The organism is Clostridium akagii DSM 12554 (genome assembly GCF_000686725.1).
Classification (GTDB): domain Bacteria; phylum Bacillota; class Clostridia; order Clostridiales; family Clostridiaceae; genus Clostridium_I; species Clostridium_I akagii.
In genome coordinates this window covers 1-15,560 of the sequence record NZ_JMLK01000033.1, presented here as the reverse complement: position 1 = coordinate 15,560, position 15,560 = coordinate 1, and the positions used below count along the sequence as shown (strand labels likewise).

General features: G+C 31.4%; 16 protein-coding genes and 4 tRNA genes. 13 read left to right on the top strand and 7 right to left on the bottom strand.

The genetic code is table 11. The features are described from left to right. Window positions 1-14: 14 nt before the first annotated feature. Genes BR66_RS0114170 through BR66_RS0114160 form a run of 3 tightly spaced genes read right to left on the bottom strand, consistent with a single transcriptional unit; the run spans window position 15 to window position 1,485 of the window. Window positions 15-539 carry a GrpB family protein gene (locus BR66_RS0114170; RefSeq protein WP_026883509.1) on the bottom strand — a complete coding sequence of 175 codons (525 nt, stop codon included), beginning with the start codon at window positions 537-539 and terminating at the stop codon, window positions 15-17. 37 nt (window positions 540-576) lie between these two features. After that, window positions 577-1,191 carry a VanZ family protein gene (locus tag BR66_RS0114165; RefSeq protein WP_026883508.1) on the bottom strand — a complete coding sequence of 205 codons (615 nt, stop codon included), beginning with the start codon at window positions 1,189-1,191 and terminating at the stop codon, window positions 577-579. 42 nt (window positions 1,192-1,233) lie between these two features. Continuing rightward, window positions 1,234-1,485 (bottom strand): hypothetical protein, encoded by a 252-nt coding sequence (locus tag BR66_RS0114160; RefSeq protein WP_026883507.1) that lies wholly within the window; start codon window positions 1,483-1,485, stop codon window positions 1,234-1,236. A 168-nt stretch (window positions 1,486-1,653) separates the two neighbouring features. Here BR66_RS0114160 and BR66_RS0114155 point away from each other — a divergent pair, with 168 nt between their 5' ends. Genes BR66_RS0114155 through BR66_RS0114145 form a run of 3 tightly spaced genes read left to right on the top strand, consistent with a single transcriptional unit; the run spans window position 1,654 to window position 4,888 of the window. Then, window positions 1,654-2,409: a hypothetical protein gene (locus BR66_RS0114155; protein ID WP_242841166.1), complete on the top strand. Its 756-nt coding sequence runs from the start codon at window positions 1,654-1,656 to the stop codon at window positions 2,407-2,409. A gap of 11 nt (window positions 2,410-2,420) precedes the next feature. Further along, a complete protein-coding gene (locus BR66_RS0114150) occupies window positions 2,421-3,548 on the top strand; it encodes an ATP-binding protein (protein ID WP_026883505.1) in 1,128 nt (375 codons plus the stop codon). 5 nt (window positions 3,549-3,553) lie between these two features. Next, window positions 3,554-4,888 carry a vWA domain-containing protein gene (locus BR66_RS0114145; RefSeq protein WP_026883504.1) on the top strand — a complete coding sequence of 445 codons (1,335 nt, stop codon included), beginning with the start codon at window positions 3,554-3,556 and terminating at the stop codon, window positions 4,886-4,888. 21 nt (window positions 4,889-4,909) lie between these two features. On the opposite strand, the gene BR66_RS0114140 is transcribed toward BR66_RS0114145, so the two are convergent. From BR66_RS0114140 to BR66_RS0114130, 3 genes are all read right to left on the bottom strand, one after another. After that, the gene (locus BR66_RS0114140) at window positions 4,910-5,953 is read right to left on the bottom strand and encodes a PocR ligand-binding domain-containing protein (protein ID WP_026883503.1); all 1,044 of its coding nucleotides are present in this window, start codon (window positions 5,951-5,953) and stop codon (window positions 4,910-4,912) included. A 553-nt stretch (window positions 5,954-6,506) separates the two neighbouring features. Then, a complete protein-coding gene (locus tag BR66_RS0114135; RefSeq protein ID WP_035796320.1) occupies window positions 6,507-7,232 on the bottom strand; it encodes a glycerophosphodiester phosphodiesterase in 726 nt (241 codons plus the stop codon). A gap of 159 nt (window positions 7,233-7,391) precedes the next feature. Next, on the bottom strand, window positions 7,392-7,634 hold the full coding sequence (locus BR66_RS0114130) for an AbrB/MazE/SpoVT family DNA-binding domain-containing protein (protein ID WP_026883501.1): 243 nt from the start codon (window positions 7,632-7,634) through the stop codon (window positions 7,392-7,394). A 358-nt stretch (window positions 7,635-7,992) separates the two neighbouring features. Here BR66_RS0114130 and BR66_RS0114125 point away from each other — a divergent pair, with 358 nt between their 5' ends. The 5 genes from BR66_RS0114125 (at window position 7,993) to BR66_RS0114105 (ending at window position 12,760) form a co-directional block, all read left to right on the top strand. Continuing rightward, on the top strand, window positions 7,993-8,541 hold the full coding sequence (locus BR66_RS0114125; protein ID WP_026883500.1) for an NADH peroxidase: 549 nt from the start codon (window positions 7,993-7,995) through the stop codon (window positions 8,539-8,541). A gap of 297 nt (window positions 8,542-8,838) precedes the next feature. Beyond that, window positions 8,839-10,254: an NAD(P)/FAD-dependent oxidoreductase gene (locus BR66_RS0114120; protein ID WP_026883499.1), complete on the top strand. Its 1,416-nt coding sequence runs from the start codon at window positions 8,839-8,841 to the stop codon at window positions 10,252-10,254. A 68-nt stretch (window positions 10,255-10,322) separates the two neighbouring features. Continuing rightward, window positions 10,323-11,609 carry an adenylosuccinate synthase gene (locus BR66_RS0114115; protein ID WP_026883498.1) on the top strand — a complete coding sequence of 429 codons (1,287 nt, stop codon included), beginning with the start codon at window positions 10,323-10,325 and terminating at the stop codon, window positions 11,607-11,609. A gap of 75 nt (window positions 11,610-11,684) precedes the next feature. Then, complete coding sequence (locus BR66_RS0114110; RefSeq protein WP_026883497.1) at window positions 11,685-11,870, top strand: DUF1858 domain-containing protein; 186 nt, start codon at window positions 11,685-11,687, stop codon at window positions 11,868-11,870. 143 nt (window positions 11,871-12,013) lie between these two features. After that, on the top strand, window positions 12,014-12,760 hold the full coding sequence (locus tag BR66_RS0114105) for an acyl-[acyl-carrier-protein] thioesterase (protein WP_026883496.1): 747 nt from the start codon (window positions 12,014-12,016) through the stop codon (window positions 12,758-12,760). A gap of 2 nt (window positions 12,761-12,762) precedes the next feature. Here BR66_RS0114105 and BR66_RS0114100 read toward each other — a convergent pair whose 3' ends face one another. After that, window positions 12,763-14,001, bottom strand: a complete 1,239-nt coding sequence (locus tag BR66_RS0114100; protein ID WP_026883495.1) for a BaiN/RdsA family NAD(P)/FAD-dependent oxidoreductase — start codon at window positions 13,999-14,001, stop codon at window positions 12,763-12,765. A gap of 188 nt (window positions 14,002-14,189) precedes the next feature. On the opposite strand from BR66_RS0114100, the gene BR66_RS0114095 reads away from it, so the two are divergent. The 5 genes from BR66_RS0114095 (at window position 14,190) to BR66_RS0114075 (ending at window position 15,481) form a co-directional block, all read left to right on the top strand. Next, the gene (locus tag BR66_RS0114095) at window positions 14,190-14,984 is read left to right on the top strand and encodes a pyruvate, water dikinase regulatory protein (protein WP_026883494.1); all 795 of its coding nucleotides are present in this window, start codon (window positions 14,190-14,192) and stop codon (window positions 14,982-14,984) included. A gap of 174 nt (window positions 14,985-15,158) precedes the next feature. Continuing rightward, window positions 15,159-15,233: transfer RNA gene (locus tag BR66_RS0114090), tRNA-Glu, on the top strand. A gap of 10 nt (window positions 15,234-15,243) precedes the next feature. Further along, window positions 15,244-15,319 (top strand) — tRNA-Val (locus BR66_RS0114085). A 6-nt stretch (window positions 15,320-15,325) separates the two neighbouring features. Continuing rightward, a tRNA-Asp gene (locus tag BR66_RS0114080) sits at window positions 15,326-15,402 on the top strand. Between the two features lie 3 nt (window positions 15,403-15,405). Next, a tRNA-Thr gene (locus BR66_RS0114075) sits at window positions 15,406-15,481 on the top strand. Window positions 15,482-15,560: the final 79 nt, after the last annotated feature.

Genomic DNA, 15,560 nt, shown 5'->3' with positions numbered 1-15,560 from the left:
TTGTGCAAATAAAACTACTTTTCTAATCCAATTTTTTTATAAATTTCAATAATGCAAGAATTTTTGTATTCTACGTAGCTATCAATATCTGTTGGATATAGCTTTGCTGCTTGTAGTTTAACTTTACTATATTTGGCTACATCTTCTTTATGTATTTTCATATAATTACGAAAAGCAATATGTCTTTTTAACTCTTCAGAATATTTTGGGCAAACGTATAAATGATGGGTCATAAACATATTTTTTTGCTTTTCATCATAGGCAAAAGCTTGTCTATTCTTTATTCCTAAATCTCCTTCATAATAGTATCCTAAATCTTCTAAACGAGATTTAACTTCTTCAAAGTTATCATAACTTTCTATAATAATATCTAAATCTATAATAGGTTTAGCGGCTAAGCCCTCTATTGAAGTACTTCCTACATGCTCAATGCCAATAATTATATTTTTAAGTGTTTTTTCTAAATGCACTTTTATTTTTTCAAATTCATGACTCCAGCTAGAATCATGAGAAAGAACAATTACATTTTTTGTTCTCATCCTGCTACCTCCAATAAAAATTCATATTACCTTCTGTTTATCCAAAAAACACGCATATCATAGCAATGGGAATATATAGATAAGGTTCAAGTTTAATAGCAAATGCTTCACTAGAAGAAATATTAACTACCGTTTTATCAGCAAATTTACAGAAAATTTTTCTCAAAATACTAAAAATTAACCAGCCACAGATAGTTCCCAAAACATTTGTTATAATATCATTAATGTCAGTAGTACGTGAGCCTACAAATAATTGGCTAACTTCAATAACAAAGGAGAAAAACAGTCCATAACAAAAGGTTGACCAAATGTTATTTCGGTATTTTTCCCATAGAGTTGGCAACAGGAATCCAAATGGCATAAATAATATAATATTAAGTATATATGTAAGATCAAAGCCATCTTTAAAAGGTATTAAATTTATATGAGGATTAAATATTGGTTTATTGAAATTTAAAAGTAGTTTCCATTCCCACAAAGTAGGAAAGCCTACTAATACTAAAGTAATTAAAATATACAATACAAAAAAATATCCAAATAAGTAATGTGGCCATTGTATTTTTCTTTTTATATGTTTACTATTTTTACTTAAGAAAATATTCAATAAAGTCACTAAAAAAATTGACACTATAAGGCTTTTTATTGGATTCATATCTTTCATCCCTTCACTTTTGGATATTCACTTTTTTATCGTTTAACCATGAAGACCACTAGTCTGTCGGTCCATATTTTCTACAACAATATCATAAATATCACCTAATGAAGCGCAATACTCAAGTACTTTCCATGGAGTATTTGTGTGAAAATGAATTTTAATAAGGTCCTCATCACCAACCACAAGTATGCAATCACCTTCAATGTTTTTTGTAATATACTCGTTTATTGTATCTTCTGAAAGATTTTCTCCTTCAATTAGTAGTTGCGTATCAAATTTGTATTCAAGCATAATTATCTCCTTTGCCACTTTATAAATTTTGATTTGTATTTTGGTTAATTATAACATATGTAAAAGAACTTTTGAAACAAACAATTTGTAAATAATCATTATCACCTAGAAGTACGACTATGATATAATAACGTTATAAGTAATAACTGAGAGGTGAATGCAGTGGAAATGATTAGAAAAGACCCTTATTACATAAAAAATATAGAAGAGCCAACGGAAGAAATGCAGCTAGCTGCGGTTAATAAAAATGGAATACTTCTGCAGTATATAAAAAAACCTACAGTAGAAGTACAGTGGCAGGCTATTAAAAATAACGTTTGGGCTATTGAATATATAGAAAATCCAACAGAGGAAATGTGTATATTTGCTCTTAATAGTGCTTGGAATGTACTAAAATTCTTTAAAAATCCAACAGAGAAAGTATTGCTAAAAGCAGTGAGTGTTAAGGGATGGGCAGTTCAATATTTAAATAATCCCTCAATTGAGGTTCAAAAGATTGCAGTTAAAAAGGATTGGGATTCAATAAAATATATTACGAATCCATCAGAAGAGGTTCAATATATTGCTGTTAGCGAATATTTTGGAGCATTAAAATTTATAAAAGAGCCTACCTTGAAGGTAAAGAGAAAAGCTATTCTAGAGAATGCAGAGGCGATAAATTATATTCAAGATATAAATGAAGAGGAAATGAAGCTTTTTCTAGAAGATAACCTGGATATAATTAAGTATAAAGCAAGCAAATTGGATATTCAGTGGGTTAAAGAGGTAATTAAAGTTAAATTGAGTAGTAGTTATATTGATAGGCAGTATGTTCTAAAGTTTATTAATTGTAGTGAGCTAAGCTTAGATAAAGATGACTTTATTCATAGCTATGGAAGCAGGGAAGCAAAAAGATTTTTTGTAGATTATAAATTGTCATACTAAGGAGAATAAATATGAATTTTAGTGAAGCATTAATTAGCGTAGAACTTGTAATTGAAAGCAATGCAGTGCCATTGCTTATAGGAGAAAGTGGTATAGGAAAGACTTCTCTAATTAAGCGAATTGGTAAAAAAAATAATTATCACATCATAAATATAGATGGAAATATGTTAAAGGAAGGCGAAATAGGAGGACTGCCTACTGTTGAAGATTATACTTCAGATATAAATGGTGAAAGCAAAAAACTTAAGAGAACAGTTTATGCGGTTCATACAAAACTTCAAGAGATTGAAAAAGTTTTGAGTAGAGATCCAAACAAGACAATACTTCTTTTTATAGATGAAATAAATAGGTGTGAGCATAGTGTCCAACAAGAGCTTATGAGCATAATACTTAATAGAGAGATAAATGGTTTTATAATTCCAAGGCAAGTGAAAGTAGTGGCTGCAATGAACCCTTCAAGCAAATATAGTGAATATAGTGATAGCGAATATGGAGTAATAGATATGGATGCTGCACAAGAGAATCGATTTGTTTGGATAGAAATTGAATCTGATGTAAAAGATTGGCTTGGATGGGGTATGGAGAATATAAATGAAGATATTCTTAATTTTATTTCAAGTTTTCCAGATTATCTTCATACGCCATATTCAAAGGAAATGGTTAAGGCAACCCCAAGAAGTTGGGAACGAGTGTCTGATGCATATGCTGTATATCTAAAACAGAAGGATAAATATCCAGAAAAGATTTTTTATAATGTGGTTAAAGGGAATGTTGGTGCAGGGATTGCACAGGAATTTGTGAATTTTGTTAAGAACAAAAAAAATCCATTAATCACTATGAATGAGATGTTTGAAAGTGGTAAGGTACAAGATGAGGTATTGCAAAGAATAAAGAAGGAGAGTCATTCAAGACTATACCTTTTGGCTAAAAATGTTTTTCGTTACATTAACCATAGTGAAAATAAAGAGATTGAGGTTGGAATATTTTCAGAAATACTTCAGCACTATCCTTCAGACTTAAAACTTGCAATAATGAAAGAATTAAAGGCCTTTTATGAAGACGGTATCTATCAGGATTTTCTAAAAAGAGATGATTTTATAGAAGGGTATTTCAAAACTTATGGTGATATTGAGAGGTAGAATTTATGGATGAAAGTAGATTTGATAAATTTAGACGAGAGCTATATGGAATTGTGCAGATAGAGGAGTATGATACTGAAAGGTTTAGAGAAAGCTTTTTTAAGCTAATACAGATGTGCACAACTTCACTTATGGATAGTGATGATAACTTTTTTGCACTATTTTTTATACAGATGAAAAGAGAAATTAATTTTAATTTATCTGAGGCTATAGAAACAAAGTTGCAGGGAACATATTTTAAGATGTACTTTAACCCAAGAATTTTTTTGGAATGCACGTTAAAACAGATGGAAGAACTTATTAAACACGAGGTTTACCATATTATGAGTAGACATTATTTAAGAGCAAAAGCATTAAAAAATAAATATAGTGATTTAGCAATAAAAGTTGCCATGGACATATCTATAAACCAGTATTTAATGTATCTTCCTCCTTGGTCAAAAAGCCTTGAAAATGTGAGAATGGAGTTTGATATTGAACTTAAAGAAGATGGAACTATGGAAGAGTATGCAGCGAAAATTCAAGAGGCAATAGACAAACCTAGAAAAAAAGGAAAAATAGAAGACTGGGATTTTTCAAATACTCATGAAATTTGGGATGATATGGATAATGAAATGAATAATGATCAAGTGGATGAGATAATAAAAAAAATAGCGGGAAATTCTGCGCGTGGTAAGATACCTGAAAGTATTGATGTGCTAATAAAAGGTATGGATAAAAGACCAGAAATAACTTGGAGTAACTATCTTAGAAGAATGCTTGGAATAGTACCACAAGGACATAAAAAAACTGTAACAAGAAAAAACAGAAGACAACCGGAAAGGCTTGAATTAAAAGGTAAGCTCCCAGATAGAACTGCGGAAATTATAATTGCTTTAGATATAAGTGGCAGTATAACAGATATGGAAATTGATTATATGATGACAGAAATATTCTCTATAGTTAAAAATAGTGATTTTGATATAACAATTATAGAATGTGATAGTGAAGTAAGAAGGGTTTATAAAGTTAAAAGCAGAAGTCAAGTTAAAAAAAAGATTGATACTAGAGGTGGAACTAAATTTTCACCGGTCTTTCAGTATGTAAAAGATAAAAGATTAAAAAATAAAGTCATCATTTTTTTTACGGATGGTATCGGTGAAAAAGAACTTTCAGTGGATATTAGAAATAATAAAGTGATATGGGTATTAACAGGGAAAGAGGATGATTTTTCAGTTAATAATGCTCCAGGGAAAATAATTAGTTTAAATAAAAATACTGATAAGAAAGAAACAGTTAATGTTTACGAACTTATCAGAGGGGATATGTTACATATAAAGAATGAATGGGCAGGGAAGTGACAAGTTACAAGTTTAGGAGAATTATTTTGATTTTGCCAATTCATTTAGTGAGTCTGCTAAAACAGAAACTTCTTGAATATTAGAAGTAACTTCTTGTATTGCAGCAGTTTGCTGTTCAGTGGTCTCTAATGTTGAATTAGCGGTTTCTAATGTTTTATCTACAGAGTCCTGTATTTTTTTAGTAAGCTCTGAAATTGTTAAAGCGGTTTCCTTTGAACTTACAGATAAAGCTCTTATTTCAGTTGCTACAACACCAAAACCTTTACCTGCCTCGCCTGCCCTAGCAGCTTCTATAGCAGCATTTAAGCCAAGCATCCTTGTTGAATCGGCTATGCTCTTTATGGATTCTAATATTGTATTTATTTCTTTTGATATATCTTTAACTCTAATTATTTCATCGTTTAGAACATGTTGATTGTTACTCACATTTATAGATGAGGCAGCAAGCTCTTCCATGGTTGCGGAAATTTGACTGAAATTATCAGACAAATCACTTGTAACTGTGCTTACCAGTAATCCTTCATAACCTATCTTTACTAGTGCGTTTGCAACTATAAATAAAACTTCAGCGCCAGCTTGGACATTCTTTTCACCAGTTTCCTTTACTGCATTGGCAGCTTGGACATATTCATCGCCATCTAAACCTAATTCTTTTGCAGTTTTTCTAAAGTTTGATTCAACTGGGGCTGAAAAGAGAACTTGTCCACCTAGTATTGTACCTAGTGATTTTCCATTTAACAATATGGGTGCCGCAAAGTCAATTAATCCTGAATGACATGTATATACAAATGGTTTCCCTAGCCTGGTTGCTTCTTCCCCACCTTTTTTATGAGATTCAGCACATCGTGATTTACCAGTAGTTGTGGATTGTGTAAGATTCGAACAAATATTTGTATAGGAACTTGGTTTTGTAACAGGGGTACCATTTCTGTCTACAGTAACGCTAGCTATGCCCATACTTGATGCAAAATTGTCTTGAAATTTTTGAAGAGTGTTAAGATCCATAACATCTGATATTTCTAAAGAGTCTATATCGATTTCCCCGGTGATATTCTTTTTAATCATAATAGCATTCCCCCAATATTTTTTAATAGAATTAACGAAAAAATATTTACAAAAAATCTAAAAAGTAACATATTATGACCAAATTATACATGATAAAAGTACAAATCGCAATGGATATGTTTACCTATAGTCAAATATATTATAATACAAATTAAATTAAAAAACATATAAATTATGGAATAAATAAAATGCGATATTTGTGGTAATGCCATTTAAACCCATGCCGTGTGTAAAATTATTATGAAATTTCTAGAATGTGTTGGAGTTTTACATTTCCGATAAATCTATGCGGATTTTTGAATTAGCATTTTTTTAATAGTAATTAATATTGTTTTATATTTTTTAGTGTTTATATTTTTTTCATGTGTATATTTAATATAATAATATTTACTAGTAAATATGACAATATATTTAAATTATATATCATAATAATATAATTCTCAATGATATTATTTACATAAAATCAATATAATATAAATAATTGGCAATGAGCATAAAAAAAACATGTGCTTAGATGCAAGTTAAGAAAGTTTGGAACTTGTAACTTGTGCTTTTATTTGTCTATAATTTTTTTTAGTATGCCAGGATAGTTGGTTATTATACCATCAACTTTTAATTTAAGCATAGATTCCATATCCTTCAGTGTATTTACAGTATAGGTATTAATTTTAATATTTTCATTGTGGCTATCCTTAACAATTTTTGAATTTAGGCTATGAAAATTAGGGTGTAGTGCATCTGCTCCAACAAATTTTGCATATTTTTCTGGGTGATAAAGATTTATGTCATATAAAAGTCCAACATTAATGTGTGGTGCTATATTTTTAAAATGTTTCATTGAGTAGTGATTGAAAGAAGATATTATAATTTTGTTCCCTAGAGAATATTCATTTATTTTATTAAGAACGATTTCTTCAAGATTTGGGTAGTTTATTATGCTGTTTTTTAGCTCTAAATTTAAAATAAGGTTGCTATTTTTAGCGAAGTTCATTAGTTCATCTAAGGTTGGAATAGTTTCACAACTAAATTTATTAGAAAAATGACTTCCAGCATCTAATTTAACAAGTTCCGAGTAGGTGTAGTCTTTAACAAATCCTTTGCCATTAGTGGTTCTATTTACTGTTTCATCATGTATAAGTACAGGTATATTGTCCTTTGTAAGTTGTACGTCGGTTTCTATACCGTGGCATCCAAGATCCTTTGCACTAAAAAAAGCTAGCATTGTATTTTCTGGATAGTCACCACTGGCACCTCTATGAGCTATGTTTAATGTCTTCATTAATAAAACCTCCTGAATTAAAGAATAAGCTTATCAATGATATTATCTCAAATTAAGTCCTAAATGTTAAGACATGTAAGAAAAAATATAAAAGCCTAAACCGAAAATCCAAATAATATGGACATTCCATTTAGGCTTTTATATTAATCTAATTAAAGATTAGCTATTTCTTAATTCTGCTAAACAACCCTTACAGATATTTTTTCCTCTGTAATTTGTTACGTCTTTAGCTTCTCCACATAAAATACATGCTGGTTGGTATTTCTTTAATATTATTTGCTCACCATCTACATAGATTTCTAGAGCGTCTTTCTCAGCTATATCTAGCGTTCTTCTTAATTCTATAGGAATAACAATTCTTCCTAATTCATCTACTTTTCTTACAACACCTGTTGATTTCATTTTAAAACCTCCATAACTACAAAAATCGACTTATTTACTAATTAAATGATACCAATGATTACATATATAGTCAATAGTTTTTTAAGAAAAACATTGGAAAATCATAATAAAATAATAAAATATTCAAAAACTTGCTAAAGAATAGGTAAAAGTCCAAATTTAATTCGACAAATAAGTATTTTTAGTGCATTCTGAAAGTGTTAAGTTAGTAATAAATTTATTAAATAAAAAAAACTAGAAAATATTTCTTAAAACCCTTGATTATTAATAATAAATATTATATAATAATAAATGTTGAAACAATAAAAATAAAATAAAAACCAAATATAAAAATTATTTTTTTAGGAGGAATATTATTATGAAAAAATTTGTATGTAGTGTCTGTGGTTATGTTTATGTAGGTGAAGAAGCTCCAAACGAATGTCCTGTCTGTAAAGCTGGAAAAGATAAATTTGTAGAAAAGACTGATGATAAAGCAGTATGGGCAGATGAACACAAGATAGGTATAGCAGTTGGAGTTGATAAAGACGTTATAGAAGGCTTAAGAGCTAACTTCACTGGAGAATGCAGCGAAGTAGGAATGTATTTAGCAATGAGTCGTCAAGCAGATAGAGAAGGATTCCCAGAAATAGCTGAAGCTTATAAGAGAATTGCCTTTGAAGAAGCTGAGCATGCTTCAAAATTTGCAGAACTTCTTGGAGATGTTGTAACTAACAGCACTAAGAAAAATCTTGAACTTAGAGTAGAAGCAGAGTATGGTGCTTGCCAAGGTAAAAAAGATTTAGCTACATTAGCAAAAAAACTTAACTATGATGCTATTCATGATACAGTTCACGAAATGTGTAAAGATGAAGCTCGTCATGGAAAAGCTTTTGAAGGTTTGTTAAATAGATATTTCGCAAAATAGTAAAGTGCTGACCATAAAAAATGGAGGCATAAAAAGGCTGTTCTCAATGAATTGAGAACAGCCTTTTTTACTTTTTGATTTAAACCTTAGATTTATTTTTCCTATAACGCAGGTATACATTTATTTAATATACAAAGGCTATAAATGCACATAATACTGCAATATAAATTGTATATGTACCATGAATTGTTAACATAAAATATACGAACTATACAAGTTTATACCTTGTTAATATTCGTTTGTTTTATTGACTAGTTTATATTGCTCTGATAATATATTAAAGGGAGGGGATAGACTTTGAAAAATAATTATGATGTTGTTATAGTTGGAGCAGGTCCGGCTGGGATTTTTACTGCACTGGAAATTACAAAACTTAGGCCAGAAGCAAGGGTTTTGATAGTGGATAGAGGCAAAGGTATAGAAAAAAGGGTATGCCCAGCCAGAAAAACAGGAAAATGTATACATTGTGATCCCTGTGCAATAACTTTCGGATGGTCAGGAGCAGGAGCTTTTTCTGATGGAAAACTTTCATTAAGCCCTGAGGTTGGAGGAAGAATTCTAGAATATTATTCAAAAAAAGAATCCCAGGAGTTAGTAAATTATTGTGATGATATATATATAAAATTTGGTGCCAATAAAGAAGTATATGGGTTAAATAGTGAGAAAGTTGAAGATATAAAATATGAGGCAAGCAAGCATAATATTCGCCTTGTAGAATGTCCTGTAAGGCATTTAGGCACTGAACTAGCCTATGAGGTTTTGAAGGGAATGTATCTACACCTTATACAAAATACAAATACCGAATTTGAAGAACTTACAGAAGTAACAGATATTATTGTAGAAAATGGCAGGGCTTGTGGGGTATTTTTAAAGAACAAGTCTATTGAAAAAGAAGTAAGAGCAGAAAATATCGTTGTGGCACCAGGACGAGGGGGAGCTGATTGGCTTTCCAAGGAAGCAAAGAAACTTAATATAAAAACTACCAATAATGCAGTGGATATAGGTGTTAGAGTAGAAGTTCCAAATTCAATAATGGACCACTTAACTAAAGATTTATATGAGGCAAAGCTAGTTTATTATTCGGATACATTTGAGAATAAGGTGAGAACATTTTGTATGAATCCTGGTGGAGTAGTCTCAGAAGAACATTATGACCAGGCAATGGCGGTTGTAAATGGTCACAGTTATTCAGAAAAGCATTTAAGAACAAACAATACAAATTTTGCAATGCTTGTATCTACATCATTTACAGAACCATTTAATCAACCCATAGATTATGGTCAATATATTGCAAAGCTTGGCAATATGTTAACTGGCGGCGGAGTTATGGTGCAAAGACTTGGAGATCTACTTAGTGGAAGAAGAACAGATCAGGCTAGACTTGAAAAATCTACTACTATACCAACGCTTAAGAACGCAGTACCTGGGGATTTGAGTTTTGTACTTCCTCAAAGGCATCTGACTTCAATTGTTGAAGCACTAAAAGCTTTTGACAAAATCGCTCCGGGTTTATATAGTAAGAACACTCTTTTATATGGAGTAGAGGTTAAATTTTACTCAAGTAAGCTAGAAACAAATAATAAATTTGAAACACATATCAAGAATTTATATACCATAGGCGATGGAGCAGGAATTACAAGAGGACTTATGCAGGCCTCAGTAACGGGAGTAATTGTAGCAAGGGATATATCAAGTAAAAATCAGACATCTTAAAAAACTAACCAGTTTTTATGGTAGCATATTTTTTTAGATGTCTTATAAATTGAAAGTGAGGAGTTTAAATGTCATCATTTATTGTTTTAGGAGCTCAATGGGGAGACGAAGGTAAAGGGAAAATGACTGATTATCTTGCAGAAAATGCAGATGTTGTTGTTAGATTTCAAGGTGGAAACAATGCAGGACATACAGTAGAAGTTGGAGATAAACAATATAAGCTTCATCTAATACCTTCAGGAATATTGTATGGAGATAAGCTTAATGTTATAGGAAATGGTGTGGTAGTGGATCCAAAAGCTATGTTTGAAGAAATTGAATATCTTGAAGGCCTTGGGGTTAAGGTTACAGCAGAAAACTTTATAGTAAGTGACAGAGCACATCTTGTAATGCCATACCACAGAGCACTAGATGCAGCGAAAGAGAAGGCAAGAGGGAAAAATGATATAGGGACTACTGGAAAAGGAATTGGTCCTTGTTATACAGATAAAGCTGAAAGAAGTGGTATACGAGTTTGCGATTTAATGCATAAAGAAGTTTTTAAGGCCAGACTAAGAGAAAATGTTGACTATAAAAATGAAATACTTTGTAAAATCTATGGATTAGAAGCATTAGATTTTGATGTAATTTATAAAGAATATTTAGGTTATGCTGAAAAGATGAGAGCATTTGTTACTGATACTTCTGTAAGGGTGTTCGATGCAATTAAAGCGGGCAAAAATGTCCTTTTTGAAGGTGCACAAGGAAATCTTTTGGATATAGATTATGGAACTTATCCTTTTGTTACATCATCAAATACAATTGCAGGTGGAGTTTGCATAGGAGCTGGAATAGGACCCAATATGATAAATAGTGTTGTAGGAATAGCTAAAGCGTATACAACTAGAGTTGGAAAAGGACCATTTCCAACAGAACTTTTAGATGAAATGGGAGAACATATAAGAACTGTAGGACATGAATTTGGTGTTACAACAGGAAGAGCAAGAAGATGCGGTTGGTTAGACCTTGTAATATTAAAATCAGCAGCAAGAGTATCTGGGATCACAAGTTTTGCTCTAACAAAAATAGATACTTTAGCTGGAATCAATAAAATTAAAATATGTATAGGTTATGATTTAAATGGTAAAACTATAGACTACGTACCGGCTTCTCTTGAGGATCTAGCGCTATGTAAACCAATATATGAGGAATTTCAGGGTTGGGATGATAGTGTAGAAAAAGCAAGAAGTTATGATGAACTACCTAAAAACGCCAAAATATATATAAAAAGAATTGAAGAATTAACTGGTACGAAAATTTCTATAGTTGGTGTTGGCCCAAGAAGAGATCAGACTATTGTAGTTAGTGAAATATAAATGTATAATACTTATATTATAACAAAACATTTATTTTGTTATAATAAATAAAAAATGAAAAGAGGTTTGTATTTTATGAGTATTACTAGAGATATGACTATAGGTGAAGTTGTTAGAACTAAGCCTGAATCAGCAGAAACTTTAATGAGCTTTGGCATGGGATGCATAGGTTGTCCATCTTCTCAAGGAGAAACATTGGAGCAAGCAGCAATGGTCCATGGACTTGATTTAGATGATTTATTAGTTGCATTAAATAAATAGTTAGAAATGAACTATAAAAGCACTGCTTAAAAGCAGTGCTTATTTTTTTTTCGCTATTTTATAAAAATGCAATTTTTAAAGAAAGCAAAAAAGGTATATAATTAGTACAATATAATATTTATTTTGGCAAAGGAGAGGAATATATGGAAAAATCGATTTATGAGAAAGAATATGATGTGCATCATTATGAAGTGGATTCAAATGGGAGAATATTTGTTGCTAGTATAATGAATTATTTGGATGATTTAGCGGTTTCACAGGCAGATGATCTAAATATAGGTATCGAATATCTAGGAGCTAATAAAATCGCATGGGTAATATATAAGTGGGATGTTAAATTTTATAAATATGCAATGGGTACAGACAAGCTTAGGGTTAGGACAGAACCTTATTCAGTAAAGAAATTTTATGCATATAGAAAGTACGAAGTTTTAAATTCGGATGGAGAGTTACTTGTTTCAGCTAATTCTTTATGGTTTCTAATAGATACAGAGAAAAGAAGGCCAAGTAAAATAAGTGAAGAAATATGTACAAAATTTGGGCTTAGCTTGAATGATAAAAAGCAAATAGAATTCGAGAGACTAAAAAAACCTGAAAATATAACCATGGAAAAAGAATTTCAAGTTAGATATTCGGATATAGATACAAATAGACATGTAAATAATGTAAGATATATAACTTGGGCACTGGAAGCATTACCTGAGGATATATTGAGTAACTGTACATTAAAAGAATTAAAAATAAATTATGAAAAGGAAACTGCTTATGGCGAAATAATAAAGGTTTTATGTGAAGTTAAAGAGGTAGAAAATGAATATATAACCATAAGCAGTGTACAAAACTCTAAGGATGAAAAACTCACATTATTTAAAATGGTATGGAGTAAATAAAATTATTCCATACCATTTCCAGCATTTTTACCTGCGAGAAAGCCTGAACTCCAGGCCCATTGGAGGTTGAAACCACCACAATCACCATCAACATCCAAAATCTCTCCGCAAAAATATAAGTTCTTTATTTTCTTAGACTCTAAGGTTTCATTGGAAACAAGTTTTGTATCAACGCCACCAGCAGTAACCTGAGAATTTGTAAAAGAATTAGTTCCAGTTACTTTAAACTTCCAGCTTTTTAAAAGTTTAAGGAGATTCTCTTTTTCCTTCCATTGTAGATCATAACATGGTTTATGTATGTCATATATTTGTGCTTCTTTAAGAAGAACAGGTATGAGTTTTTTGTTTATGAGGCCTATAAAACAATCAAAAATACTTCTATAACTGAAAGTACCAAGATGGTTTTCAAGAAACAACCTAAGCTCCTCAGGTGAGTAATTAGGCATCATATCTACAACAAGGGTAACTTCTTGCCCGTGAAGCAAATTAACGCCTGCAACACGGCTTAATTGAAGAATAGGGGGACCTGATATACCATAGTCGGTAAATAATATCTCTCCGAATTCTTTTTTTATAGTTTCATTGTTTACTAGTATATGAGCATAACCATTAAATTTCACGCCAGAAATTGATTTAAGGTTTTTGTATTGTAGTTTCAGTTGTACTAATGAAGGCACTGGATCGATTATTGAATGCCCCATAAATGCGCTAAGCAGATAGCCTGAACCATCTGAACCAGATTTAGGTGCAGACGTGCCACCGGTAGCCAATATGACCTTGTTACACTCATATACCACATTTTCTGAGGTGGATATTCTAAACATTTCATCTTTGTGCTCTATTTTTTTTACTTTACTATTAAAATACACTGGGATTTCTCTTTCAATTATTGTTGCCCTTAGTATGTCCAGTACAGATGAAGCTTGCAGAGACATTGGATACATTTTTCCGTCATCAAGTGTAACTAGAGGCAAGCCTAGAGAACTAAAAAATGATTCTGTGGCTTTATAATTAAAATTATCTAGGGCAAAATTAAAAAAATTACTGTTATCACTATGATATCTAGAAAAATCACAACAGCTATTAGTTATATTACATCTACCATTTCCAGTAGTTAAAATCTTTTTACCTATTCTATCGTTGGATTCCAGTATGGCTATGTCAGAGCCTAAATCCTTTGCTGTAATGGCAGCAATAATTCCAGAAGCCCCACCACCAATTACAATAATGTTGTGTTTCAAAATAAACCACTTCCTAAATAGTATTATAAGTACATTTTACCCTAAAAAACATTAGTGTATATATTTTTTTTGATTTATATTATCTAATGCATTTAATTAATTGTTTGGAATATTCCAAAAATAATGATATTATATGGTTATTAGCTTATTAAGGCATCTTCAAATTAAAGAAGGTAGGTGGGATGGAAATGTTTACGATTTATGCTGTATCAGATTCTATAGGTGAGACTGCAGAGCAAGTGGCAAAGGCAACAGCAAGTCAATTTAATGCAGAAGTTCAAGTTAAAAGAATAAGTTATGTAAAAGATGTAGAAGAGGCAAAAAAGTTTATTGATAGCATAGAGGATACAAAAAACAGTATGGTTATATCTACAATAGTGTTAGTTGATGTTAGAAAAACCCTTACAAAGTATTGTTTAGAGAAAAATATTCCAATAAATAATATTTTGGGACCATGTATCCATACTATGTCAAAAATATTAGAAAAAACTCCTGATTATAAACCAGGGGCTATTTGGGATATGGATTCAGATTACTATAGAAGGATAGAGGCTATGGAATTTGCAATTCAGTATGATGATAGCAAGGATAACAGAGGTATTATTAATGCAGATGTAGTTTTACTAGGATTATCACGAACATCTAAAACACCTCTTTGTATGTATTTGGCAAATAAATCTATAAAAGCTATAAATGTACCACTATTACCAGAGATATCGCTTCCAGAGGAATTAAATAAGATAGATAGAAAAAAAATAATAGGATTAACCATAGATCCAATGCAACTTATAGATATAAGAAAGCATAGGATGGATAAATATAAAAGAATCAGTGCAGAAATAGAATATGCAAATGCGGAAAGAGTACTTCAAGAAATAGAATATGCAGATAGAGTTATGAGAAGACTAAGATGTAATATTATCGACGTTACAAAAAGAGCAATTGAGGATACGGCTTTACTTGTAATGGAGTCGATAAAATAAGAAATTGCTAAAGAATTGCTACCAAATGCATATAAAATATGTTTTATTAAGTAAAAGTAAACGTTTAACCTATAAATAAATCAAAGTATTTATAAATTTGTGTTGACAGAGTGAGCTTTTTTTTGTATCATATTTATTGTCGGGTTGAAAGACCAGAAAGATTAAATTTTACAAGGCCCCTTGGTCAAGTGGTTAAGACACCACCCTTTCACGGTGGTAACATGGGTTCAAGTCCCGTAGGGGTCACCACACATATTGTGGGCGTTTAGCTCAGCTGGGAGAGCATCTGCCTTACAAGCAGAGGGTCACAGGTTCGAGCCCTGTAATGCCCACCACAATATGACCTGGTAGCTCAGCTGGTTAGAGTGCCGGCCTGTCACGCCGGAGGTCGAGGGTTCGATCCCCTTCCAGGTCGCCAAATGCTGGCATAGCTCAATTGGTAGAGCAACTGACTTGTAATCAGTAGGTTGTGGGTTCAATTCCTACTGCCAGCACCATTTTTTTAAAATAAATTTAAATTTTACAAGGCCCCTTGGTCAAGTGGTTAAGACACCACCCTTTCACGGTGGTAACATG